This is a genomic window from Lysinibacillus sp. DFXJR4, assembly GCF_057196045.1.
In genome coordinates, this window is record NZ_JBXUNW010000002.1 from 329,531 (window position 1) to 352,754 (window position 23,224).

Sequence of the window (23,224 nt, forward strand, 5' to 3'; positions counted from 1 at the left end):
TTTTATCAAAATCCGGACGTTATTACGCCAAGGAAAAATTGATATTAGAATTGTAGTTGTTTTTCAATGTATGCTTTCACATCAGCAATTGGCATACGAACTTGAGACATAGAATCGCGATGACGTACTGTTACTTGACCATCTTCTTGTGAGTCAAAGTCATATGTGATACAGAATGGTGTACCAATCTCGTCCTGACGACGGTAACGTTTACCGATTGATTGGGATTCATCAAAGTCAACTGGGAATGCCTTACGAAGTTCTGCCCATATATTTGTAGCCTCGTCAGATAACTTCTTAGAAAGTGGAAGGACAGCTGCTTTAAATGGTGCAAGAGCAGGGTGGAAGCGTAAAACGGTACGCTTATCGTCACCTTCAAGCTCCTCCTCGTCATATGCATCACATAGGAATGCTAATGTCACACGGTCAGCACCTAAAGAAGGTTCAATACAGTATGGAACATAGCGTTCGTTTGTGGCTGGATCAATGTAAGTAAAATCCTCACCAGAGTGCTCCATATGCTGTTTTAAATCGTAATCTGTACGATCAGCTACACCCCAAAGCTCACCCCAACCAAATGGGAATTTAAATTCAATATCTGTAGTAGCATTCGAATAGTGTGATAATTCATCTTCCTCATGATCGCGAAGGCGCATAGACTCTTCTTTCATTCCTAAATTCAATAACCAGTTTTTACAAAATTCTTTCCAGTATGCGTGCCACTCAAGGTCTTCGCCAGGCTTACAGAAAAACTCAAGCTCCATTTGCTCAAATTCACGAGTACGGAAAGTAAAGTTACCTGGAGTAATTTCGTTACGGAATGATTTACCGATTTGTGCAATACCAAACGGAGTGCGCTTACGCATAGAGCGTTGAACATTTTTAAAGTTCACGAAAATACCTTGTGCCGTTTCAGGGCGTAAATAAATTTCGTTTGTAGAAGACTCTGTAACACCTTGGAATGTTTTAAACATTAAATTGAATTGACGAATATCTGTGAAATCAGCCTTTCCACAATCAGGACATACCACATCATACTTAATCATTGTTTCTTTCATTTGATCAAATGTCATACCATCAACAATGATTTCATCGCCCTTTGCTAACGCAGCGTCCTCGATGATTTTATCTGCTCGATGACGTGCCTTACACGCTTTACAATCTATCATAGGATCATTAAAGTTACCAACATGACCAGAAGCCACCCAAGCTTTAGGATTCATTAAGATGGCAGCGTCTAGTCCGACATTGTGCTCAGATTCTTGAACAAATTTTTGCCACCATGCTTTTTTAATATTATTTTTTAGTTCTACACCTAATGGACCATAATCCCAAGTGTTAGCTAAGCCTCCGTAGATTTCAGACCCCGGGAACACAAAACCCCGGTGCTTTGCTAATGATACGATTGTTTCCATTGATTTGTTAGCCATAATATAGCCTCCTTCAAATTTTTCACTTTGTCTTTTGCGGTAAAACGCCAAAGTCTCTTTCATTTAGACTAAGCCTAAATGAAAATAGCACCCGTCTCCGGGCACAATAGATGCCCAGGGACGAGTGCTAATACCCGCGGTTCCACCCTGATTGTTTTAAACAAACTGTTTAAAACCTCTTTTTAAAAAGTTAGCTCAGGGAGTGCCTTTTCTCTGTCGCTGTGTAGACTTTCACCATCTTCTACTCGCTATTAAATGGAACAGATACTTTTTTCCCATCATCGCCTGTATATAACGCAATAATGCTCGAAAATACATATAGAGCAAGCGTATGTGTCAATATTGTAGCATGTAGTTCTTTAATTCGCAATAATTATTAAAATAGTATATAATAATTGAGCATAAGTATAACACTATTAGATTTGAGGCGGTGAGTCCAATCGAACTCAATAAGCGTCAGGAAGACATTTTACAAATTGTGAAAGAAAATGGGCCAATTACAGGCGAACATATTGCAGAGCGTCTCAATCTGACAAGAGCGACTTTAAGACCAGATTTGGCTATTCTCACAATGGCGGGCTTTTTAGATGCACGACCAAGAGTTGGTTATTTCTATTCAGGAAAAAAAGCATCCGTTACATTAACGGATAGTATTAACAATTTAAAAGTGAAAGATTTTCATTCAGGACCCGTAGTTGTACCGGAAACAATGACTGTTTATGATGCGATTTGCTTTATGTTTTCGGAGGATGTTGGTACACTCTTTGTCGTGGATAAGAATGAGTTTCTGACAGGTGTACTATCGCGTAAGGATTTACTACGTACAAGTATTGGCACGCAGGATCTAAACAAAATTCCTGTACATATTATTATGACGCGCATGCCTAATATTTCGTACTGTCAGCGATCAGATTCTTTAGTTGTGGCGGCAAATAAGTTAATTGAGCGAGAAGTTGATTCGCTACCTGTAGTAGAACCACAGGAAGGTGGCTTAACAATTGTAGGCCGTCTTACAAAAACGACGATTACACGTGCTTTCTTATCACTCGCACAGAATGTCTAAATTTTGAAGGAGTGCAGCATGAAAAGATTACGCGTTTTTGTTGTATCTGATTCAGTCGGTGAAACTGGTGATCAAGTAGCGAAAGCAGTTATTAGCCAGTTTCGGCCTGGTTTGGAGAACACAGTTATTAGACGTTTTCCATATATTCAATCAGAGGAGCTTATCCAAAAAATTGTTTGTCTTGCAGCAAAGCAACAGGCATTTATTGTCTACACGCTAGTTCGACAGGAAATGCGTTTACTGATGCAGCAGCTGTGTGAGCAGGAAAAAATACATGCTGTTGATATTTTAGGACCTGCATTAAAAACAATGGCTACCTTTATGGAAGAATTCCCGTTAGAGGCACCAGGGATAGTTCACCAGTTGGATGATGATTATTTTAAAAAAATCGAGGCTATTGAATTTGCAGTAAAATATGATGATGGCAGAGATCCACGAGGATTATTACAGGCGGATATTGTACTTGTAGGTGTTTCACGTACCTCTAAAACACCCTTATCACAATATTTAGCACATAAACGCTATAAGGTGGCGAATGTTCCATTAGTACCAGAAGTGGAACCACCTGAAGAACTATTCCAAATTGATGCCAAAAGATGTTTCGGTTTAATTATTTCTCCTGAAAAATTAAACTCGATTAGAAAAGAAAGATTAATGACTCTTGGCTTGAATGATGATGCTATCTATGCACAGCATAATCGTATATTAGAAGAAATCCAGCATTTTGAAAAAATTGTCGGGAAAATTGGCTGTAAGGTAATTGATGTAACGAACAAGGCTGTAGAAGAAACAGCGAATGTTATTATTGAACATATCTCGACCTGTAAATAAGCATGGATCTTAGATAAAACCACCTCGGTAGTATGGGGCGGTTTTTTTGAGTCGCTTTTAGAAAATAGTATAGATAAAAACTAATTTTTGTTTTATAATAATAAAATTGTGGTAAAAATATTTAAAAAGAGAAAAATCCTATTTTTTTGTCGAGAATTAAAGGATTTTTAAAACGGATAGCGAATTGTGTTTTAGAACGTAAATTAAAGATGGTGATGAATTTGGCAGGGAAGATTCCAGAAGAAGTGATTGAACAGATTCGTACACAATCGGATATTGTTGATGTCATAAGCGAATACATGCAGCTTACAAAACGTGGGCGCAATTGGTTTGGTCTCTGTCCTTTTCATGGAGAACAAACACCGTCTTTTTCTGTGTCATCAGACAAACAAATTTTTCATTGCTTTGGTTGTGGTGCAGGTGGTAATGCTATTACCTTTATCATGGATATGGAAGGGATTTCGTTCCCTGACGCAGTCGTGAAACTTGGTGAACGTGCCGGCATACATTTAGATGTTGGACCAACCTTACCTGACGTAACAAAAAAGATATCTAAAGCGGAAGAAAGGATGAAAGAAGCACACGCTTTTGCAGCTGATTTTTTCCATCATTTACTATTGAACACAGAAGATGGTGAAGAACCTTTAAATTATTTGCTAGAAAGAGGATTTACAAGGGAACTTATCGAATCTAATAGCATTGGATGGTCTCTCCCAAGCTTTGATGCATTAACGATATTGCTTGAAAGGAAAGGTTATAACTTACAAGAAATCGCAGAAAGTGGTTTAGTCATCAAGCGAGAAGGGGAGGAACGCTATTTTGATCGATTTAGAGGACGTATTATGTTTCCCATTCGAGATGAGAACGGTAAAATTATTGCCTTCTCAGGACGAATACTTTCATCGACTGGTGAGGAGGCAAAATATTTAAATAGTCCAGAATCACCAATTTTTCAAAAGAGCGAGGTGCTATATAACCTAGATAAAGCACGAACCTCAATCAGAAAAAATCGTCAAGTAGTATTGATGGAAGGATTTATGGATGTTTTAGCAGCAACTTCTGTTGGTGTAGCGAATGCCGTAGCTACAATGGGTACCTCGCTAACGAATCAGCATATCACAAAGCTAAAGCGCTTAGTAGAGCAGATTACGATTTGCTATGACGGTGATAATGCTGGTTTTGACGCAGCAAAAAGAGCGGCACAGTTACTACAGGCAGAACGAATGAAAGTAAATATTGCGGTGTTACCAGATAAGCTAGATCCTGATGAATACATTCGTAGTTTAGGTGGACAAGCATTTAAGGAACAAATTTTGGAAAACCCACATGCGTATATTGCTTTTATGATGATGCATGCTAGACGAAATAAGAACTTTCAATTTGAAAATGATACGCTTCAATATATTCAAGAAGTCCTTGAACAACTGATTGGTAGATCCTCTCCAGTTGAACGAGATTTGTATATACGGCAGCTATCTACTGAAACAAATATCTCGGAAGAAGCGATATATGCGCAATTCCGAAAGTTAGAGGCTAGTCAGGTACGTTCTGCAAAAGTAGAAATGCCCGTTCTACCTTCAATGCCAGTCACGCAGCAGCAAAAGCCTATGGACGCAGCCGAACGTGCCGAACGTTTATTACTCGCTCATATGCTTCATAATATAGATGTAGTGGACAGGTTATTACGCAGTGAGCAAAAGGAGCCATTTGTCCGAGATGCCTATATGGCTGTTTTTGTTCGCTTAGTAGGCTTTTATGAGGAATACGGTCATCCCGATTATCAGCGGTTTGTTGAGATACTAGATGACGCTGAATTACGCAAAATTGTCATGGAAGCAGCTTTAGTAGAGAGAGATCCAGACCAAGCTGACGCAGAGGTTACAGACTCTATACGCCAGTTGCAAAAATATAGAATTGAGCAAGAAATTCAACAAAAGATGCATGAGTCAAAGGAAGCGGAGAAGATGCATGAGTATGCACGTGCACTTGAAATCGCCCAACAGATTATTCATTTAAGAAAATCGTTATCGGCGATTTAACCCGATTCGGTTGTTTAGAAGGAGGAAGGTTTATGGCGGACAAGTCAGAACGTTCAAAAGAGATAGAAGTAGAAATCACATTAGATGAAGCCAAAAAATTACTACAGGAAAAAGCAAAAACAGACGGTGAAATTTCAATGAAAGAAATTTCAGAGAAGTTAGCGCAGTATGAACTAGAAAATGAAGAGGTTTTTCATTTTGCTGAAGATCTTGAAAAGCATAAAGACATTCAAATTATTGGAAAAGAAGAATTTGAAGAAGAAAGCTTAATGAAAGAAGAAGCAAATGAAGAGACTTTTGATTTAAATGATTTGAGCGTACCACCAGGTGTAAAAATAAATGACCCTGTTCGAATGTATTTAAAAGAAATTGGCCGTGTTGATTTACTGTCCGCAGAGCAAGAAATTGCATTAGCGGAACGTATTGAGCAAGGAGACGAGGAAGCTCGTAAACGACTGGCGGAAGCAAACTTACGTCTTGTTGTTTCGATTGCAAAGCGTTATGTAGGCCGAGGTATGCTATTTCTGGACTTAATTCAGGAGGGGAATATGGGTCTTATTAAGGCAGTTGAGAAATTCGACTACCGTAAAGGCTTTAAATTCTCCACATATGCTACATGGTGGATTCGTCAAGCAATCACTCGTGCAATTGCTGACCAAGCACGTACAATTCGTATACCAGTGCATATGGTAGAAACAATTAATAAATTAATTCGTGTACAACGCCAATTATTACAGGATTTAGGTCGTGAACCCTCTCCAGAAGAAATTGGAGAAGAAATGGATTTAACACCTGAAAAAGTACGTGAAATTTTAAAAATTGCACAAGAACCAGTATCTCTTGAGACACCAATTGGAGAAGAAGATGATTCACATTTAGGCGACTTTATTGAGGATTCTGAAGCTCAATCTCCATCTGACCATGCAGCATATGAATTATTAAAAGAGCAATTAGAGGATGTGTTGGATACATTAACTGATCGTGAAGAAAATGTACTTCGTTTACGTTTCGGTTTAGATGATGGCCGCACACGTACATTAGAGGAAGTAGGGAAAGTATTTGGTGTAACACGTGAACGTATTCGCCAAATTGAAGCAAAGGCGCTTAGAAAATTACGCCACCCTTCTCGCAGTAAACGTTTAAAAGATTTCTTAGAATAAACTTGAAAAAAGGAGCTAGCTGATTAGTGATAACTATTTGGCTAGCTTCTTTATATTTTGCGAAGCGGCAGGTACATAATACTTTTGAGTTTTTTCAAATTATCTGAAGGTTATGGATTTGGAAGGGGAGCTTTTACGCTGGGGGGTTTAATCTTGTATGAAAGTAATAATAAATTGATAAATCGAGCGCGTTTAAAAATACATAATTAGCATGAGTTAAATCAACTATTTTTGTTACTTTCTACAGATGTGTTTTCAAGAATTGTGAGATAAAATTGTAATAACAACCATTATTAAGCAATGTTTGGAGTAAATACTATGACAAATCCACGGAAAAAAATAATCTTAAATGAGATTTTGTTTTGGAAGCAGAATAAGCTATTACCAGAGCATTACTGTGACTTTTTAGCAGCTCTTTATGCAGAGGGAGCGGATGTAGAGGAGTTAGATCCTGTACATCATAAGCAAGCAGTGTTACCCTCAGAAAAAAGAAAAATGTATCTTTTAATAGTGGGTATATGTATTGCCATAATTGCTCTTCTATCGATCTATTTTACAATCTCCTCTTTAACGTTCGTTTTATCGGTTATTGTAGGAATAGCTGCACTTATCTTATTCATTACGGCATTTCGAATGGCACAAAAAAATAATTTATTAACACCCATTTTTCACTTGTTAGCAGCTATTTTATTATTTAGTATGTCTATTCGAATTTACACTACATATTTCAATGGGAATAATATAGCTTTATTTTGCTTAATTGCAGCAAATTGTGGAGTTTGGCTTTGGTCTGGCATTAAAATGAAGCTACTGTATTATACAATCTCTGGAGTTTTAGGACTATTAGCATTGATTGGTTATTATATCATAAATTTATTATAAACTATTTAAGAATCTATACGCTTTTAGCGATAGATTCTTTTTTTATGTAGATTTATAAGTGATGTAGTTGATATTTCTAAAAAAGTAGTATGACTTTTTTAAAATAGGAGAATTTAAAATATATTAAGATAATAGTATGGCTTATTCATTTTGATGAATTTTAGGACAAATAAAGAAATGTTCGTTGAAGAAAAATATATTTTTTTAGTATAGGTAAGAGCACATAGTGGAAAGCTAACTACGAGAATGGAGAGCAAAATTAACATTGTTAAATGGTTTTAAATAGACCAAAAATTGGCGATAGCAAGACATATTTTATCCAATAGATACAGAAATGTCGAATTTGTTACAAACAAAGGAAAACTTAGCGAATAGGGCTTTTCGTTTCTTAGTTAATGCAGTACAATATTAGATGTTGACTGATTCTATATTATAATAGAAGTAGATTTACAATGAGGAGGGGAAACATATGAAAAACAATCCAGTCGTTCCTTACATCTTAATTTTGGCATTTGGTATTGGTCTTATTTTCTTCATGTCTTTAACAGGCGCAGAGAACAAAAAAGAAATTGCTGCTGAAAAAGAAGGCGGTGGCGAAGCTACAGAGGCTACTGATGATGGTTCTGCATTAGTACAATCTTGTATTGGCTGTCACGCAGCTGACTTAACTGGTGCTGTGGGTCCAAACCTACATGGCTTAGATGAGGCACGTATCGTAGACGTATTAACGAACGGTATTGAAGGTACACCAATGACACCTGGAATGAAAAACGAAGCGGAAGCAAAAGCAATCGCTGAGTACATTTCAACTCTAAAATAATTTGAAAAGTAGCTGTACTGAAAGCGTTTAACGTAATTGGTACAGCTATATTTATTTTCTTTTAATAAACAATGGAGTTGCTCATAATAGAGACAACTCCATTTGTTTTTTTGCATGATTTCATACATACTATTAAAGGACTCTATTTAAGGTAGGCGGGAAAACATGAATGCACAAAAGTTATCAAAACGATTAGAAACAGTAGCGAAATTTGTTCCAACAGGTGCGGTTGTTGCTGATATTGGCAGTGACCATGCCTATTTACCATGCTACTTAATTCATAAGGGAATAGCCTCTTATGTCGTAGCAGGAGAAGTTGTAAAAGGACCCTTTGAATCAGCAGTTGGACAGGTACAAAAAGAAGGATTATCAGAAAAAGTTAAAGTACGACTTGCTAATGGCTTAGCGGCAGTAGAAAAAGAAGATCATGTTGACACTGTCACAATTGCAGGAATGGGTGGTCCTCTCATTGTATCTATTTTGGAAAAACATCCAGAAAAGCTGCAGGGAATTACTCGTCTTATTTTACAACCAAATATTCATGCAAAGGTCATTCGGGAATGGGCTTTAGCACATAATTGGGCAATTCTTGATGAAGAGATTTTAGAGGAAGATGATAAAATTTATGAAATACTTGTTTTGCAAAGAAGTCAAATGGAGCTAACGGAGCTGGAAATTTTAGTTGGTCCAAAATTAATGCAGCGAAAATCAGCAACTTTTATAAAAAAATGGACACGTGAAAAGGAAAATTGGCAGCGTGTATTACAGTCTATTGAAGGGGCAGATCAAACGCCTGAAATCGACGAAAAGCGTGCAGAGCTAGAAACTTTAATTCATTTAGTGGAGGGAGTTCTGTAGATGAAAATGGTAAATGGACAAGAGGTTATTCAATTATTTGAATCATGGTCACCTAAAAAACTTGCTTGTATGGACAATGATCCTATTGGGCTTGCGATCGGCACCTTAAACAAACCTGTAAATAAAGTATTAATTACCCTAGATGTGAATGAAGATGTAGCAGACGAAGCCATTGCACAAGGCTGCGAGCTTATAATAGCCCATCATCCTCCTATATTTAGACGTTTGGCGAATATTCGTACAGATCACCCAGCTGGACGTTTATATGAGAAGCTCCTAAAAAACGATGTTGCCGTATACGCAGCCCATACCAATCTAGATGTAGCTGAGGGCGGTGTCAACGATTTATTAGCAGATGCGCTGCAGCTTGAAAACCGTTCCATTTTAGAGGAAACGTATGCGGAAGATTTGTTAAAGCTAGCAGTTTTTATTCCAACAGCCAATGCCGAAGATTTGCGTGAAGCATTAGCGAAGGCGGGAGCAGGTCGTATAGGTGATTATGAAGCGTGTAGCTACACAACTATGGGAGAAGGGCGTTTTCGTGCACTAACACATGCCAATCCGTATGTAGGCTCAATTGGAGAAACCCATGTGGAAGAAGAAGTAAAGGTAGAAGTAGTATTGCCGGAATCTATTAAAAACCGTGTATTGAAAGCTATGTTACATGTACATCCATATGAGGAACCAGCCTATGATATTATTCGCTTAGACCAGCAGACAAATGTCATGGGATTAGGACGAGTAGGCAACTTGCGACAGGAACTATCCCTTCACGATTTTGCACAATTTGTGAAGCAGCAGCTAGATGTACCCGCTGTTCGTGTTGTCGGTGATTTACAATCGAAAGTAAAAAAAGTAGCGCTTGTTGGCGGGGATGGCAATAAATATATTTATGCTGCTAAGCGTGCGGGCGCAGATGTTTTTTTAACGGGAGATATGTATTTCCATACAGCACAAGATGCACAGGCATTGGGCTTGCAGATTGTAGATCCTGGTCATCATGTTGAAAAAGTGATGATTGCGGGCGTGGCGAAAAAGATGGCGAAAATGTGTGAAGATAAAAAATATACGGTCGAATTTGTACAATCTACTATTCATACAGAACCATTTCTATTCGTATAAGAGAGGGGAATAAATGTGGCAAGTGAAAGACCTGCAGGCAATAAGGCTGGAAAGCTGTGGATAATGATTGGTTTACTGATTGCTGTATTTGGTGTTGGGATGACATTTATGACAAATACGATAAATGCCAAAAAAATGGATGCCATGACAGAGCAGTGTGAAAAAGAGGGTGGAGAAGCTATTGTCTCCAAGGAAAAGAATTTTCTATCAACAAGCTATTCTTTTAAATGTGAATAGTAATATCGTTAAGATGTATTAAGCAAGACGAATGACTAGCTAATGCTATATATATAATCTTTTTTCAAAATTTAAAAAGGCTGAATTAGAAACTATTTAATTCAGTCTTTTTGTGTATATTACAGATAAAGTCCTTAGTGATATGATATGTGAGAAAACAATAGAGGAGTGTTTGGTATGTTTATTCGATTGACTAAAGAGCAGCAAGAATTAGTTATAACAGATATACAACGATTCTTCTATAACAATCGAGATGAGGATATTTCAGAATTTGAGGCGGAAAGAGTTTTGGATTTTATAAAGGAATACATCGCTCCGCATATTTATAATGCCGCTATTTCTGATGCAAAATATGTGATAGAAAGACAATATGCATCGATGGAGGATGAGCTTGCAGTATTAGAAAGACCCATCAAGATAAAATAAATGGAGATCTTTTGTTGAGTTCGTCTTTTAGGTAGTACGCGTGGGGGGCGTTTAAATCCATAGGTAGGAGAATGGGTTAAGAATGTGGCTGAAAAACGCAGTGACGTAGAATATGAAAATATGGATATTGCAGATTTTAAGCTACCATTTCTAGGTGAGCCAGGAGGAGATGCATCTGAGTAGCTGCATGGTCTCAAAGAGTTGCAGGATGGCTTTGTATTTGTTGTTGCAGAATATAATCACTCCATTACGGGGGCATTAAAAAATGCGTTAGATTTTTTACGTAAGGAATGGAATAACAAAGCTGCTGGGCCACAGAGCATTTACGAGGCATTCTAGGTGAATTATTAGTAGCAGATGTTCAGGTTCATCCTGCACTTTCATTATTTACAGATTTTGAAAATGGCACAACATATAAACCAAAAGAGGTACAGGTAGACTCTGTAAATCAAATGCTAGATCAGTTAATTCCTTGGGCAACGGCATTAAAAACAATTCGTTAAGCACATAAGTAGATTGTACTGGACGCATACTTAATGCTTTTAAATACAATGAACTTTAGAAATGATTTTTTATAAACAGTTATTTGAAAAATATGGCTGTATAGAAGGATTGAGAAACTAGAATTTAGCGCAAATAACGCTGAATTTTAGTTTTTTTAGAAATTCATGGAACTTTCCCCGTAGTGGATTCGTATTCATTAGTGTAAGATAATCAGATGAAAATGGAGTGTTAGATGTGGCGCAAAAACAAAATCAAAATGAACTTTGGGCATGGATTAAAGCAATTGGATTTGCCATTATTTTTACAATGGGGATCCGTTATTTCATTTTTTCTCCTGTAGTTGTAGAAGGAGCCTCCATGATGCCAACCTTTGAAAATGGTGATAAAGTTATCATAAATAAAGTAGGACCGAAAATTTCAAGTTATCAACGCTTTGATGTGATTGTCTTTAAAGCGAATGAAGAAGAAAATTATATTAAGAGAATTATCGGGTTACCGGGAGATCATATTGCCTATAAAGATGATGTTCTGTACATAAATGGCAAGGCCTATGAAGAACCTTATTTAACAAAGTATAAAGAAGCATTGCTGGATAAAGGCGATTTTACATATGATTTCACTTTAGAGGAGCAATTAGGTGAAATGATTGTGCCAGAAGGGCATTTTTTCGTTCTTGGTGATAATCGTCGAAGAAGTATTGATAGTCGAGATCAAACTGTCGGATTTGTTTCACAAAATGAAATTTTGGGGACAGCAGGTTTTGTATTATGGCCATTTGATCGAATTGGTAGTACACACTAGCTAGTAGAAAAGAGGAAATGATAAAAATAGTGACGGTCTATCATTATGATGCATTTAGTACAATCCCTAATAAGGGAAATCCAGCAGGTGTTGTGGTAGAGGGAGATTCATATAGCGATGATGAGATGCAGGCGATTGCGAAGCAAGTAGGCTTTAATGAAACCGCATTTGCCCTAAAATGAATTTAATTCGTTTTAATCATTCTATATTCAAAATAGAATAACGTAAAATATTGGTTAAAATTGATTAAATTAGAGAGTAGCTTAAGTATTCTTAGTACTTAGAGCTACTCCCTTTGACTTATTACCCACTAATGTTTGATTTCTTCAATGACTTTTTCTTTTAAATCGGCATCCATAGAAGAAAGCTTAACGTTATTTGTAAGACGTTCTTTTAACTCGCGATCTGTCATAATGCCACGTTCCTCTAAGATTTGAACAAGAAGATTTAACTGCCTTTTAATCCATATGAAATTTCTCCAAAAGTTAAAGTAAAACGACTTTTCAAGTGTACTCCTATTTTCGAGGGACTGTATGCTCCCTTATCTACTTTAATTATTTAATAAGAACAATGTTTGATAAAGAGTTGCTAGTAAAGCGACAAATAGCGTATCATCTGAGTCAAAAAGTTTAAAAGCTATCCCAGTACGCACGAGTTCCGTTTCTATATTACTGGCGCTTGCTATTTTTTCATCATTGCAATATAGGTAGGCAGTTGATGTAAAATCCTTTTCAAAGCGGAAAACGAGTCCGTCCATTGTAAATGAGTAGGAGGATTCAAGTAACTGCACGGTCTTACGTTGAATTGGTAGGGTTGTTCCATCTGGCATCACCAGTTGATGGCTAACCCCCTTCGTTAAGAGAGTTGATTGCACTTGAAAAAGAGGTGCTCCTAAGGTAGTGCGTGTTTCATAATGATGTGGTAAAGATTGCTGTGCAGCTACTAGCATAACAGCATTGATAACTTTTCCAACGGATGAACGGTCAACCTTTTGCAATACACATACTGTTTCATTTTGTTCATTAATAATAGGGATATATGTAAAGCTTTCAAATGCTTTCGGAAAGGTAAGTGTAAATGTAGCCATAAAAAGCCTCCAATCTACTAGATTATACGGGGAAGCCTAATCCAAGGTTTCATTATTTTATAAAAATTATTTTGACATAACAGGTAAGAACAATGAAAAAAATAGCTGACCATTGAAGTGAAAATTACATCGATGGTCAGCTTTTTATCTTCATTCAGCAGAAGACTCCCACCTCTACAGATGGTGAGATGAATGTAGCTTTGGTTCCTTTTTAGTGGGTATCCAACAACTACTGAAATAGAGGAACTCAGTCAAATAACGCCACGTCCTGTGGCAATGACTGAGTGACCAACATCTTGTTGGCCCAAAGCCTCCGGCGGATGTCATGGAATTGGAAAGGAGTTAATAAAGGATGTTAGCCTAAAATCATCGCATCCATGCGATAATGGCTAACTGGCCTGCATTGGTAAAAAACGCCACGTCCTGTGGCTTTACCGAAATGACCGACATCGTGTCGGCCCTCACGCAGGCCTAAGTACAAAGCCGATTCCAGACGCAATTATGCCGAGGCATCATTGATCTTATTGAATAGTTACTTCACCTGCAAGAGCGCGTTTTTCTTGCTCTGGATCGAATTCTTTTTCCATTTTTGAAACAACAACTGTTGCAACACCATTACCAATTAAGTTTGTTACGGCACGAGCCTCTGACATAAATCGATCAACCCCGATTAACAATGCAATCCCTTCTACTGGGATCATAGGGAATGCTGCTAGAGTTGCTGCGAGCGTAATGAAGCCAGAGCCCGTTACACCAGCTGCACCTTTAGATGTCAGCATTAAAATGGCTAATAGTGTAATTTGATGCCAAATATCTAATTCCACGCCATAAGCTTGAGCGATAAATATTGCTGCCATGGATAAGTAAATAGACGTACCATCTAAATTAAAGGAATACCCTGTTGGTACAACAAGACCAACTACTTGTTTGGAGCAGCCATAGTTTTCTAGCTTACGCATCATTGAAGGTAAGGCTGACTCTGATGAGGATGTTCCAATAACAATAAAAATTTCATCTTTAAGATATTTGATAAATTTAAAAATATTAAAGCCAAAATAATGTGTAATTAGACCAATAATGACAACGATAAAAATAAACATCGTGATATAAACAGACAGCATTAAAAAACCTAAGTTTCCAAGTGATTTAATACCGAAATTTCCGATAGTATAGCTCATGGCACCAAATGCACCAATAGGGGAAATTTTCATGACCATATTGACAATTTTAAAGAAAATATCTGCGACTTGTTCAAAAAATTTAATAACAGGTTTTGCTGGCTCACCAATCGCAGCAGCAGCTAGCCCAAATAAAACTGCTGAGAACAGCACTGGTAGTAATTCACCGTTTGCAAGGGCACCAACAACATTATCAGGAATAATTTGCATAATAAATGCACCGAAGCCATGCTCCGCGGCAGCTGCCTGTTGTGTATATTGAGCCACATCTGCGGCGTTTGCAGCAGCAGTATTAAAGCCCTTACCAGGTTGTACAATATTGACAACGAGTAAGCCAATCGCAAGTGCAAAAGTAGAGACGATTTCAAAATAAATTAAGGCTTTCCCGCCGATTTTCCCAACCTTTTTTACATCACCCATACTACCAATTCCAATAACAACTGTTAAGAAAATAATAGGAGCTATTAGCATTTTAATTAATTTAATAAAAATATCGGCTAGTATTTTCAACTTCGCTCCAAACTCTGGGAACGTTGCACCGACAATAATACCAAGTACAATAGCTATCAATACTTGTACGGTTAAGTTTTTAAAATTTATACGCATTAAGTTCTCCCCCTACAACATTAGTGAATATTGTGTGAACGCTTTCATGTGGTTATCATAGCTGAAATTTTCCGACAATAGCTTTTATGTCCGTAATGTTTCTATTGTTCATTTTGTTCATTCTTAGTTGAAGAGGGTATGAAACCAGTGTTTGCAAGGATTAATAGCTGTTTTATAGTAGATTTGAAATTGGGGAATCTATTATAATACAAAAGAAAAAATCCTCACGATTTGTGAGGATTTATCATAAATGAACAAAAGTATTTAAGGAGAAACGATTTTCTCGATTCTCGATAAGACATCGTCATTTTGTATATTGGTTTTATAAAAATCATAGACAGGTGCAAGCTTTTCTTTAAATCGTTGACGTTCCTCACTACTCATCGTGAAAATTTCAAAGCCTTCTTGCTGCTCTAGCTTTCTTAAATCCTTTTCATTCATCATAACAGCTTGTTCAAATTGCCAGTCTGTTGTTTCCTTCATAGCCTCCATAATCTGCTTTTGAAACTTTACAGGCAGTGACTTCCAAAAGTTTTCATTCATGAGAACAGCATATCCTAAAATCCCATGCTTTGTTAAAGTCATATGTTTTTGTACCTTATAAAAGCCTTTAGAATAAATATTAGACGCTGTATTTTCCTGTGCATCAATGGCATGTGATTCTAGATCCGTAAAAACCTCGCTAAAGGAAATTGGAATAGGTGTTGCTCCAACTGCCTCAAATTGTTTCTCAAGTGTTTTACTTGGCATTGTTCGGACACGTAAGCCTTTTAAATCCTCGAATGTATGAATAGGATAATCAACAGAGGTTAAATGCTTAAAGCCATTATGCCAAAAGCCAAGCCCCTTTATTTGAAAGGGTTCAAGCTCATTTAGAAGCTGCTCACCAATTGAGCCAGTAAGAACTTCATGGACTTCTTCATCCGTACTAAAAAGATAGGGTAAATCTAGAACCTGCCAGTTAGGTACATAGGTTGTCATTTTAGAGAAAGTGGGGATAATCATTTCTACTTCTCCATTTTGTAAGGCTTGAAATTCATTTTCATCATTAAACAAGGAGGAGTTTGGGTAGACGTGTACCTTAACCTCACCATTTGTTTTTTCCTCCACAAGTTCTGCAAATTTACTTGCAGCTTGTCCCTTCGGCGTATTTTCTGCTACTACATGACTTAAATGGATAGTAATTTGTGTATCCAAGCCTTTTTGTTCATCGTCGTAGGGAAGAGGGGTAGCGAATAGTAGACCTTGTTGTACACCAATCGCGATTGTTAATAGTAAAACGGTTGTTATTGTTCCAATAATAAATTTTTTCATCTATTACACCCAATTAATTCGTATTTTCTGATGTTTTTGTTATTCTAACATATGAAGTAAGCTAAAATATAGGTAGAGGGAGGCGTTTACATCTTGAAATTTCAAAAGCTGTCAATGAGAAGAAAAATCATGTCTCTGACTTTTTTTATTCTCATGCTTTCCTTTAGTATTGGTGGTACATTTTTGCTAGGATTCGTGATGAATGAGCAGAAGGATAAGCTTGGAAATCAGGCATTGCTTGTGGCAAAAACCGTATCACAGCTTCCTGAATTAAAAACGTATATTACTAGCCGTGATTTTAATGAAGCAACAACACATATTAATCCTATTGTAGAGGAAATCCGTGATATAAATGGTGCACAATATATAGTTGTACTAGATATGCAAAGACGCAAATATTCACATCCGATTTCAGCAGAAATTGGTCAAATTTCGCAATCTGGAGATTTAAATGCCGCCTTTTCTGAACATTATTATACATCAATTGCACATGGAGAGCATGGTGATATGGTACGAGCATTTGTACCTATTATGAGTAGTGAGGGTAAGCAAGTAGGTGTTGTAATTGTAGGATATAGTGTTTTAACGATTGCAGAATTACTACAATCTATCCAAAAGGAGTTAATTATTACAATTTTCTTGTCCCTTCTATTTAGTGCATGGGGTGCCCATAATTTAGGGCTTCATATGAAAAAGCAAATGTTTGGGTTAGAGCCGCATGAAATAGCTAAAATGTATGTGGAGCGAACAGAAACCTTTAATGCCATGCATGAAGGAATTATTGCGATAGATAACGATTTAACGATTACCATATTTAATGAAAAAGCATGTGATATATTAGGGGTTTATGAACAACCATCAACATTAATTGGAAAGAAAATTTATGAGGTATTACCTGACACACGCTTACCAGAAATTCTGGAGCTTGATCAGCCACTTTTCAATCGTGAGCTTTATATTAATGGACACAGTATTATGAGTAATCGTATCCCAATACAAGTCAATGAAAAAACTGTTGGAGCTGTGGCCATGTTTAAGGATCGTACAGAAGTGAAAAAGCTTGCGGAGGAATTAACCGGTGTAAAGGCATTTGTACAAGCATTGCGTGTACAAACCCATGAGCATAAAAATAAATTACACACCATTGCAGGACTTTTACAGCTAGGACATCATGAACAGGCACTTTCTTATTTAACACAAGTGAAGGAAGAACATGATGAAATTACAAATTTCTTAAATGAACGAATTAAAAATGAAAATATCTCAGGCTTACTACTTAGTAAAATTTCTTATGCAAAAGAGCAGGGAATTCGGTTGGAGATAGATCGAGAAAGTCATCTGACAGTATTTCCAAAAAATTTAGATCATCATGATTTTGTCATTTTATTTGGCAATTTAATCGAAAATGCCTTTGATGCATTAAAAGATACACAACTTGATGAAAAAATTGTGCATGTATCTGTTGATGAGGATGAAGATGTATTGGCAATTTTAGTCACAGATAATGGTATTGGCATGACAGAAGAGGTAAGGGCACATATTTTTGATAATGGCTTTTCGACAAAAGAGAAAAAGGGGCGAGGAATTGGCCTGTATTTAATTCAAGAAATTGTACACAAGGGGCAGGGGGATATTGAGGTTACTAGTGAGCCTCATAAAGGAACCAGCTTTTTGATAACATTTTATTATTCTTAAAGTCGCCTGTGAAAAAGTAGTGAATGAAAATATAATTTCAGTATATGGAGGGTTGACAGTGACACAGATAAGAGTGCTTTTAATAGAGGATGATCCGATGGTGCGGGAGGTGAATCGTCAATTTATTGAAAAGGTAGCGGGGTTTGAGGTGATAGGTCAAGCCTCAAACGGTGTCGAGGGAATAGCTCAAATACGTAAGCTTGTACCTGATTTAGTATTCATGGATATTTTTATGCCAGAGCAGGATGGGATTACAAGTTTGCGAAAAATACGTGAACTTAAATTGCCAGTGGATGTTATTACTGTAACTGCTGCAAATGATATGAAAACGGTGAAACAGATCTTGCATCTAGGAGTTTTCGATTATATAATGAAGCCCTTTTCGTTTGAACGCGTGCAAGGAACACTTGAAAATTATTTGCGTTTTAAAAAACAAATGCAAAAAGAGCGTGAGCTAACACAGGGAGAACTTGATCAATTATTCCATTATCAGGGTGGACAAAAAGAGGCTGAGCAACCATCTATGATACATACTGAAAAAAACTTACCAAAGGGTTTTAATCGAGCAACACTCGAAAAAGTTGTGCACTATTTGCATACTGTAGAGGGAGCCTCGGCTGAAGAAGTTGCAAGTGGTGTGGGCATTGCACGGGTTACAGCTCGGAGATATTTAGATTATTTAGAGAAGCAAGAAGAGATTACAATGGATGTGCATTATGGAGGCATTGGTCGACCGATCAATTATTATTTTAGTAAGTAATTGAAAAAACCTGATTGTGTTTAAGCAATCAGGTTTTAAGTATTTTAGTAGGGCATAATTTTTTCTACAGGCTTTGGTGTCTTGATTTTTGGTAAAATTTTATCTAATGTAACTGTACGTTTAATGATGTGTGTAGTTTCATCATGTTCATCGAACTGCTCAAGGAATGAAATGACCTCTTTGACAATCGGTGTAGGCGTTGAAGCACCTGCTGTGACAGCAACGGTATTAATGCCTGATAACCATTCAACTTTTAGCTCAGAAACATCTGCAATTCGATAGGATGGTGTCCCTGCGATTTCAACAGACACCTGCGTTAAACGATTTGAGTTATTGGATTTTGGGTCACCAACAACAATAAGTAAATCGGCTTCCCCTGCTTGTTTAGCGACTGCTTCTTGACGCACCTGTGTTGCTAAACAAATTTCTTTATGCACTTCAATATGTGGGAATTTTTCTTTTAAACTATCCATTAAATGAGCAACATCCCATTGACTCATAGTAGTTTGATTGGTTACCAGTAATTTATCATTTGATAAATGTAATGCATCAATATCGTTGGAAGATTGCACTAAATGTACATGCTCTGGTGCAACGCCGATTGCTCCTTCAGGTTCGGGATGTCCTTTTTTACCAATATAAATAATATCATAGCCTTCTGCTGATTTTTCACGAATTAAATCGTGGGTAACGGTTACGTCAGGACATGTAGCATCAATGGATACTAAACCTTTTTGCTTCGCAATTTCACGAATTTCAGGTGAAACGCCATGCGCTGTGAAAATAACAGTGCCAGTTTCAACCTGTTTTATGATTTCTAAACGATTATCACCATCTAATGTGATGATGCCATCCTCTGCAAAGGCATCTGTGACATGTTTATTATGCACAATCATCCCTAAAATGTAGATAGGTCTTGGTAATGTTTTATCGAGTGCGGCGTTACGCGCGATAACCATCGCATCAACAACACCGTAGCAATAGCCACGTGGATTAATTTTTAATACTTGCATGGTTGTGACTCCTTTCAAGCTTACCTACCTACATTATAACGGACGGGGACGATGAATACAAAGAAACGTTCATCTACATAGGTGGCTGGAAAATACGTGGTTTGGATGGAATTGGATCTGGCGCAGTAAACGATGCATTTTGCCGAGAAGACCTTGCACTTTTTGCAGAACCTGTTCCTTCACTTGCTGTCGCTTTAGAGGTCCCATCCTTTGCAGACGGAAGTCCTTGAAACCCTTTATACAATTTTAATAGGGAAGGAATATTTTTTACCATAGGCATCGCTTGCTGTATATAGGGTGTATAGGTTTTGGCCGAGTTAAACAAGCTATTTGCTTGTTCTAAAAATGAGCCGATTTTAGAGGCTCCCTGAACTGGCGGCATCGGCATTTGCCCTCCAAAAGTCCCTATTCCACTAGACATTGGAAGGCCACCCGGAATTCGTGGTTGAATTGGGAAGCCTCCAGGAGGAAAAAAGGACTGCGGTGACATCTGTTGTGGTGGCATTGGCATTTGCATTTGCATGGGCATTCTCATGCCGCCGGGATACATTGGAAACTGATAGGGTGGTCGAAATACCATAATGATCTCCTTTCAATACTTGTTTATCATTGATGACATACCTGATTATAGATATGATATGCAGATGGTTATGCTAGCGTTCGATAAAGACAAAGAAAACACATGATCAGGAATTGGCTTTGTTCGTTTTACCTAGTACGTACCAATAAATAGGGAAATTTCTTAAAACGTCACAGTTTTTACACTTTTTCTGCTGCATGCAGGGGTATAATGGATTATTAATACCTGTGTTTTGAATTTATTATGTAAATATTACGATAAGGTATTTTTTGTTAGAATATTATAGAGGAATCTTGTATAGGGGGTATTTTGTGTCAATTAAAGTGAGGAGTATGGTGTCCTTTGGTATTATTGTATTATTAGTGCTAATGATGGGGTTTTTTCAGCAACAAAATGCCAAATCCCAATTAGAGCAAATATACTTAATGAAGGAAAAGACATTGCAATCAGCACTACTAGCAGATGAGATGAAGCTAGCAGTGGTTCAGGTTCAGCAATACTTGACAGATATTAGTGCTACAAGAGCACTAGATAATTTAGATGATGGATTTGAGCAAGCAGAAAAATATAGTAAAATTTTTAATCAAAATTTAGATCAGCTGAAAAGCTTGCATCCTCAAAAACAGGAAAAACTAGATGCGATTAAAATAGCATTTGATCATTATTATAGCACTGGTCAAGAAATGGCTAAAAGCTATATTCAAGGGGGACCTGAACAGGGCAATAAGATAATGCTAGAATTTGATACGACATCTATTGAAATCAATGAAAAAGTAGAGATGTTCCAACAAGAAAGCATTACACAAATGCAAAAATCTTTAGCCGATATTGAAAAGCTTATAGATGATAATAAGCAGTGGTTTTTATGGATATTCGGCATTATTGTCCTGATTTGTATCGTAGTCGGCATTATTCTTGTACGTTCCATTGTTGTTCCTGTTCATAAATTAACATCTGCTGCAGAAATAATTGCTAAAGGTGATTTATGTCAAAAGGATATAGAGGTCAGAACAAATGATGAAATTAGGATTTTAGCAGATTCCTTTAATTTAATGAAAACTAATTTACATTCTTTGATACATAGTATGACTGCCAATGTTGAGCATACTACTTCCGCAGCCGAACAATTAGCTGCAAGTACAGATGTTATTTCTCATTCCTCCAATGATGTTGCAAATTTAGTAGAGGGAATGGCAACAAATGATCATCAAGCAGCAGCCACTGGTCGTGAGAGTTCAATTGCAATGGATGAAACAGCCCAAGGGGTGCAACGTATAGCGGAGGCTACGCAAGTGCTTCATTCAAAGGCTATAGAAACCCAAACTATTGCGAATGATGGTGAAAAAACATTACATATCGCCGAAAATCAAATAGCAATCATTCAGGAATCTTCTAATAAGACAAATGAGCGTATTAAGCAGTTAAATAGACAATCAGCAGAAATCGTTCATATTACAAAAGTAATAACAGATATTACTGAACAAACGAATCTTCTAGCATTAAATGCTGCTATTGAGGCAGCCCGTGCTGGTGAACATGGTAAAGGCTTTGCAATTGTAGCGGATGAGGTACGAAAGTTAGCGGAGGAATCGAAAGCATCTGCCAATCAAATTGTTGATTTGATTGCAAATATTCAGCAGGAAATGAAGGAAGTAGATAAAGCTGTAGGTGTAACGGTATTAAATGTGGATGAGGGTGTCACATTTATTCAAAATGCGCAAAAGTCCTTTGATGAAATTCTACATGCCATTCGTGAGATGACAGGGCAAATTGAAGATGTTTCAGCCTCCACTCAGCAAATATCTGCAAGCACTGAAGAAATGGCTGCATCGGTCAATGAAATGTCTAACTCTGCCGTTCAAGCTGCACAGCAATCAGAAATAATTGCCTCAACAATTGAAGAGCAAGCAGCAACGATTGAAGAAATAAATGCCGTTGCAAAATCATTAAGCGAAGAAGCTCTGACAGTGAGGGAAGAAATCAATAAATTTAAAATTTAAATGAGGACTGTAGACTACGATAGTCTGTAATTATTTTTTATACAAGCGAGAAGGTTCCAAAAATTTTGGAACCTCTTTATTATATTTTTTTAAAAATATCTTCAGTACACATTATTCTTCATCATAACAACGTAGCATTCTGTACCCGACACGAACATGGGTCTGTATTAATGTTGGGTTAGTTGGATCGTTCTCTATTTTTTTTCGAAGTGTTGCCATGAAAACCCTAAGGCTAGGGACATCCGATTGGAGAACATTATGCCAAATCTCCTTTAAAATAAAATTATGTGTTAATACTTTGCCAACATGCTTAGATAAAATGACCAACAGCTTATATTCTATAGGTGTTAAATGCACCTCTTTCCCATTGACAAACACTGTATTTGCTAAATAGTTTATTTGTAAATGGCCGTTCTCAAAGATAGAGGGTTCATTTTCGAGCTGATGCTCATACATCATTCTTCGCAGTGCTACTCGTATGCGTGCTAGTAACTCCTCTACACTAAAAGGCTTAGTGACATAATCATCTGCACCAGCATCCAATGCATTTATTTTATCTTGTTCTTCTCCACGCGCACTGACAACAATAATAGGGGTTTGGGTCCAGCTTCTAATCTTTGTAATAAGCTCTACACCATCCATATCCGGTAGTCCTAAATCCAGAATGATTACATCTGGCTTCATAGTAAGAGCCTTTTGTAATGCACCGTTCCCGTTGTATGCGATGTCGAATTCATAGTGCTGTGTAGCTAATGTCATCTTGAGTAAATTGCCAATGGCTAGGTCATCTTCGACTACAAGAATTCGTTTATTCATGG

At 37.2% G+C, this 23,224-nt stretch carries 21 protein-coding genes and 2 pseudogenes; 16 read left to right on the forward strand and 7 right to left on the reverse strand.

All coding sequences use genetic code 11. The features are described from left to right. Positions 1-44: 44 nt before the first annotated feature. Positions 45-1,430: a glycine--tRNA ligase gene (locus tag AC2CGN_RS09680; protein ID WP_429982456.1), complete on the reverse strand. Its 1,386-nt coding sequence runs from the start codon at positions 1,428-1,430 to the stop codon at positions 45-47. A gap of 430 nt (positions 1,431-1,860) precedes the next feature. Between AC2CGN_RS09680 and ccpN the strand changes: the two genes are divergently transcribed. From ccpN to AC2CGN_RS09745, 13 genes and pseudogenes are all read left to right on the forward strand, one after another. Then, the gene (ccpN, locus tag AC2CGN_RS09685) at positions 1,861-2,493 is read left to right on the forward strand and encodes a transcriptional regulator CcpN (protein ID WP_054770938.1); all 633 of its coding nucleotides are present in this window, start codon (positions 1,861-1,863) and stop codon (positions 2,491-2,493) included. A gap of 18 nt (positions 2,494-2,511) precedes the next feature. Further along, positions 2,512-3,324: a pyruvate, water dikinase regulatory protein gene (locus tag AC2CGN_RS09690; protein WP_429987695.1), complete on the forward strand. Its 813-nt coding sequence runs from the start codon at positions 2,512-2,514 to the stop codon at positions 3,322-3,324. Between the two features lie 209 nt (positions 3,325-3,533). After that, positions 3,534-5,363: a DNA primase gene (dnaG, locus tag AC2CGN_RS09695; protein ID WP_286927335.1), complete on the forward strand. Its 1,830-nt coding sequence runs from the start codon at positions 3,534-3,536 to the stop codon at positions 5,361-5,363. Positions 5,364-5,395: 32 nt separating this feature from the next. Then, entirely contained in the window at positions 5,396-6,523 is a 1,128-nt protein-coding gene (gene rpoD / locus AC2CGN_RS09700; protein WP_283868738.1) for an RNA polymerase sigma factor RpoD, read from the forward strand. A gap of 318 nt (positions 6,524-6,841) precedes the next feature. Then, positions 6,842-7,405 carry a hypothetical protein gene (locus AC2CGN_RS09705; RefSeq protein ID WP_484513573.1) on the forward strand — a complete coding sequence of 188 codons (564 nt, stop codon included), beginning with the start codon at positions 6,842-6,844 and terminating at the stop codon, positions 7,403-7,405. Positions 7,406-7,874: 469 nt separating this feature from the next. Next, on the forward strand, positions 7,875-8,225 hold the full coding sequence (locus AC2CGN_RS09710; RefSeq protein WP_429982453.1) for a c-type cytochrome: 351 nt from the start codon (positions 7,875-7,877) through the stop codon (positions 8,223-8,225). Between the two features lie 165 nt (positions 8,226-8,390). Further along, positions 8,391-9,083, forward strand: a complete 693-nt coding sequence (locus AC2CGN_RS09715) for a tRNA (adenine(22)-N(1))-methyltransferase (protein ID WP_286927332.1) — start codon at positions 8,391-8,393, stop codon at positions 9,081-9,083. Next, positions 9,084-10,205 (forward strand): Nif3-like dinuclear metal center hexameric protein, encoded by a 1,122-nt coding sequence (locus AC2CGN_RS09720; RefSeq protein ID WP_429982452.1) that lies wholly within the window; start codon positions 9,084-9,086, stop codon positions 10,203-10,205. Between the two features lie 15 nt (positions 10,206-10,220). Continuing rightward, the gene (locus AC2CGN_RS09725; protein ID WP_286927328.1) at positions 10,221-10,442 is read left to right on the forward strand and encodes a hypothetical protein; all 222 of its coding nucleotides are present in this window, start codon (positions 10,221-10,223) and stop codon (positions 10,440-10,442) included. A 177-nt stretch (positions 10,443-10,619) separates the two neighbouring features. Further along, positions 10,620-10,868, forward strand: a complete 249-nt coding sequence (locus AC2CGN_RS09730) for a DUF2164 domain-containing protein (RefSeq protein ID WP_286927326.1) — start codon at positions 10,620-10,622, stop codon at positions 10,866-10,868. Positions 10,869-10,892: 24 nt separating this feature from the next. After that, positions 10,893-11,371, forward strand: a pseudogene (locus AC2CGN_RS09735) (NADPH-dependent FMN reductase); the annotation flags it as partial. Positions 11,372-11,606: 235 nt separating this feature from the next. Beyond that, positions 11,607-12,173 carry a signal peptidase I gene (gene lepB, locus AC2CGN_RS09740; RefSeq protein WP_286927324.1) on the forward strand — a complete coding sequence of 189 codons (567 nt, stop codon included), beginning with the start codon at positions 11,607-11,609 and terminating at the stop codon, positions 12,171-12,173. 20 nt (positions 12,174-12,193) lie between these two features. After that, positions 12,194-12,352 (forward strand): annotated as a pseudogene (locus AC2CGN_RS09745) (PhzF family phenazine biosynthesis protein); the annotation flags it as partial. A 371-nt stretch (positions 12,353-12,723) separates the two neighbouring features. Here the strand turns inward: AC2CGN_RS09745 and AC2CGN_RS09750 are convergent. The 3 genes from AC2CGN_RS09750 to AC2CGN_RS09760 form a co-directional block, all read right to left on the reverse strand. Next, positions 12,724-13,260, reverse strand: a complete 537-nt coding sequence (locus AC2CGN_RS09750) for a tubby C-terminal domain-like protein (RefSeq protein WP_286927322.1) — start codon at positions 13,258-13,260, stop codon at positions 12,724-12,726. A 521-nt stretch (positions 13,261-13,781) separates the two neighbouring features. Beyond that, positions 13,782-15,044 carry a dicarboxylate/amino acid:cation symporter gene (locus AC2CGN_RS09755; RefSeq protein ID WP_484513578.1) on the reverse strand — a complete coding sequence of 421 codons (1,263 nt, stop codon included), beginning with the start codon at positions 15,042-15,044 and terminating at the stop codon, positions 13,782-13,784. Positions 15,045-15,308: 264 nt separating this feature from the next. Next, a complete protein-coding gene (locus AC2CGN_RS09760; RefSeq protein WP_429982445.1) occupies positions 15,309-16,358 on the reverse strand; it encodes a TRAP transporter substrate-binding protein in 1,050 nt (349 codons plus the stop codon). A gap of 114 nt (positions 16,359-16,472) precedes the next feature. On the opposite strand from AC2CGN_RS09760, the gene AC2CGN_RS09765 reads away from it, so the two are divergent. Both AC2CGN_RS09765 and AC2CGN_RS09770 read left to right on the forward strand, forming a co-directional pair. Further along, on the forward strand, positions 16,473-18,053 hold the full coding sequence (locus AC2CGN_RS09765) for an ATP-binding protein (protein ID WP_422655563.1): 1,581 nt from the start codon (positions 16,473-16,475) through the stop codon (positions 18,051-18,053). A gap of 58 nt (positions 18,054-18,111) precedes the next feature. Next, positions 18,112-18,813 carry a response regulator gene (locus AC2CGN_RS09770; protein WP_484513580.1) on the forward strand — a complete coding sequence of 234 codons (702 nt, stop codon included), beginning with the start codon at positions 18,112-18,114 and terminating at the stop codon, positions 18,811-18,813. Between the two features lie 44 nt (positions 18,814-18,857). On the opposite strand, the gene AC2CGN_RS09775 is transcribed toward AC2CGN_RS09770, so the two are convergent. Together AC2CGN_RS09775 and vrrA are read right to left on the reverse strand one after the other, a co-directional pair. Next, on the reverse strand, positions 18,858-19,826 hold the full coding sequence (locus AC2CGN_RS09775; protein ID WP_286927318.1) for a 4-hydroxy-3-methylbut-2-enyl diphosphate reductase: 969 nt from the start codon (positions 19,824-19,826) through the stop codon (positions 18,858-18,860). Between the two features lie 73 nt (positions 19,827-19,899). Further along, positions 19,900-20,406: a VrrA/YqfQ family protein gene (gene vrrA, locus AC2CGN_RS09780; RefSeq protein WP_484513582.1), complete on the reverse strand. Its 507-nt coding sequence runs from the start codon at positions 20,404-20,406 to the stop codon at positions 19,900-19,902. A 311-nt stretch (positions 20,407-20,717) separates the two neighbouring features. On the opposite strand from vrrA, the gene AC2CGN_RS09785 reads away from it, so the two are divergent. Then, positions 20,718-22,406 carry a methyl-accepting chemotaxis protein gene (locus tag AC2CGN_RS09785; protein WP_484513584.1) on the forward strand — a complete coding sequence of 563 codons (1,689 nt, stop codon included), beginning with the start codon at positions 20,718-20,720 and terminating at the stop codon, positions 22,404-22,406. A gap of 111 nt (positions 22,407-22,517) precedes the next feature. Here the strand turns inward: AC2CGN_RS09785 and AC2CGN_RS09790 are convergent, their stop codons facing one another. Then, the gene (locus AC2CGN_RS09790; RefSeq protein ID WP_283868723.1) at positions 22,518-23,222 is read right to left on the reverse strand and encodes a response regulator transcription factor; all 705 of its coding nucleotides are present in this window, start codon (positions 23,220-23,222) and stop codon (positions 22,518-22,520) included. Between the last annotated feature and the right edge of the window lie 2 nt (positions 23,223-23,224).

Bases quoted from the DNA above. Each gene is read 5' to 3' on its own strand.
- AC2CGN_RS09680 (WP_429982456.1), bottom strand. From the start codon at position 1,430: ATGGCTAACAAATCAATGGAAACAATCGTATCATTAGCAAAGCACCGG.
- AC2CGN_RS09690 (WP_429987695.1), top strand. From the start codon at position 2,512: ATGAAAAGATTACGCGTTTTTGTTGTATCTGATTCAGTCGGTGAAACT.
- dnaG (WP_286927335.1), top strand. From the start codon at position 3,534: ATGGTGATGAATTTGGCAGGGAAGATTCCAGAAGAAGTGATTGAACAG.
- rpoD (WP_283868738.1), top strand. From the start codon at position 5,396: ATGGCGGACAAGTCAGAACGTTCAAAAGAGATAGAAGTAGAAATCACA.
- AC2CGN_RS09705 (WP_484513573.1), top strand. From the start codon at position 6,842: ATGACAAATCCACGGAAAAAAATAATCTTAAATGAGATTTTGTTTTGG.
- AC2CGN_RS09710 (WP_429982453.1), top strand. From the start codon at position 7,875: ATGAAAAACAATCCAGTCGTTCCTTACATCTTAATTTTGGCATTTGGT.
- AC2CGN_RS09715 (WP_286927332.1), top strand. From the start codon at position 8,391: ATGAATGCACAAAAGTTATCAAAACGATTAGAAACAGTAGCGAAATTT.
- AC2CGN_RS09720 (WP_429982452.1), top strand. From the start codon at position 9,084: ATGAAAATGGTAAATGGACAAGAGGTTATTCAATTATTTGAATCATGG.
- AC2CGN_RS09730 (WP_286927326.1), top strand. From the start codon at position 10,620: ATGTTTATTCGATTGACTAAAGAGCAGCAAGAATTAGTTATAACAGAT.
- AC2CGN_RS09750 (WP_286927322.1), bottom strand. From the start codon at position 13,260: ATGGCTACATTTACACTTACCTTTCCGAAAGCATTTGAAAGCTTTACA.
- AC2CGN_RS09755 (WP_484513578.1), bottom strand. From the start codon at position 15,044: ATGCGTATAAATTTTAAAAACTTAACCGTACAAGTATTGATAGCTATT.
- AC2CGN_RS09760 (WP_429982445.1), bottom strand. From the start codon at position 16,358: ATGAAAAAATTTATTATTGGAACAATAACAACCGTTTTACTATTAACA.
- AC2CGN_RS09765 (WP_422655563.1), top strand. From the start codon at position 16,473: ATGAGAAGAAAAATCATGTCTCTGACTTTTTTTATTCTCATGCTTTCC.
- AC2CGN_RS09775 (WP_286927318.1), bottom strand. From the start codon at position 19,826: ATGCAAGTATTAAAAATTAATCCACGTGGCTATTGCTACGGTGTTGTT.
- vrrA (WP_484513582.1), bottom strand. From the start codon at position 20,406: ATGGTATTTCGACCACCCTATCAGTTTCCAATGTATCCCGGCGGCATG.
- AC2CGN_RS09790 (WP_283868723.1), bottom strand. From the start codon at position 23,222: ATGAATAAACGAATTCTTGTAGTCGAAGATGACCTAGCCATTGGCAAT.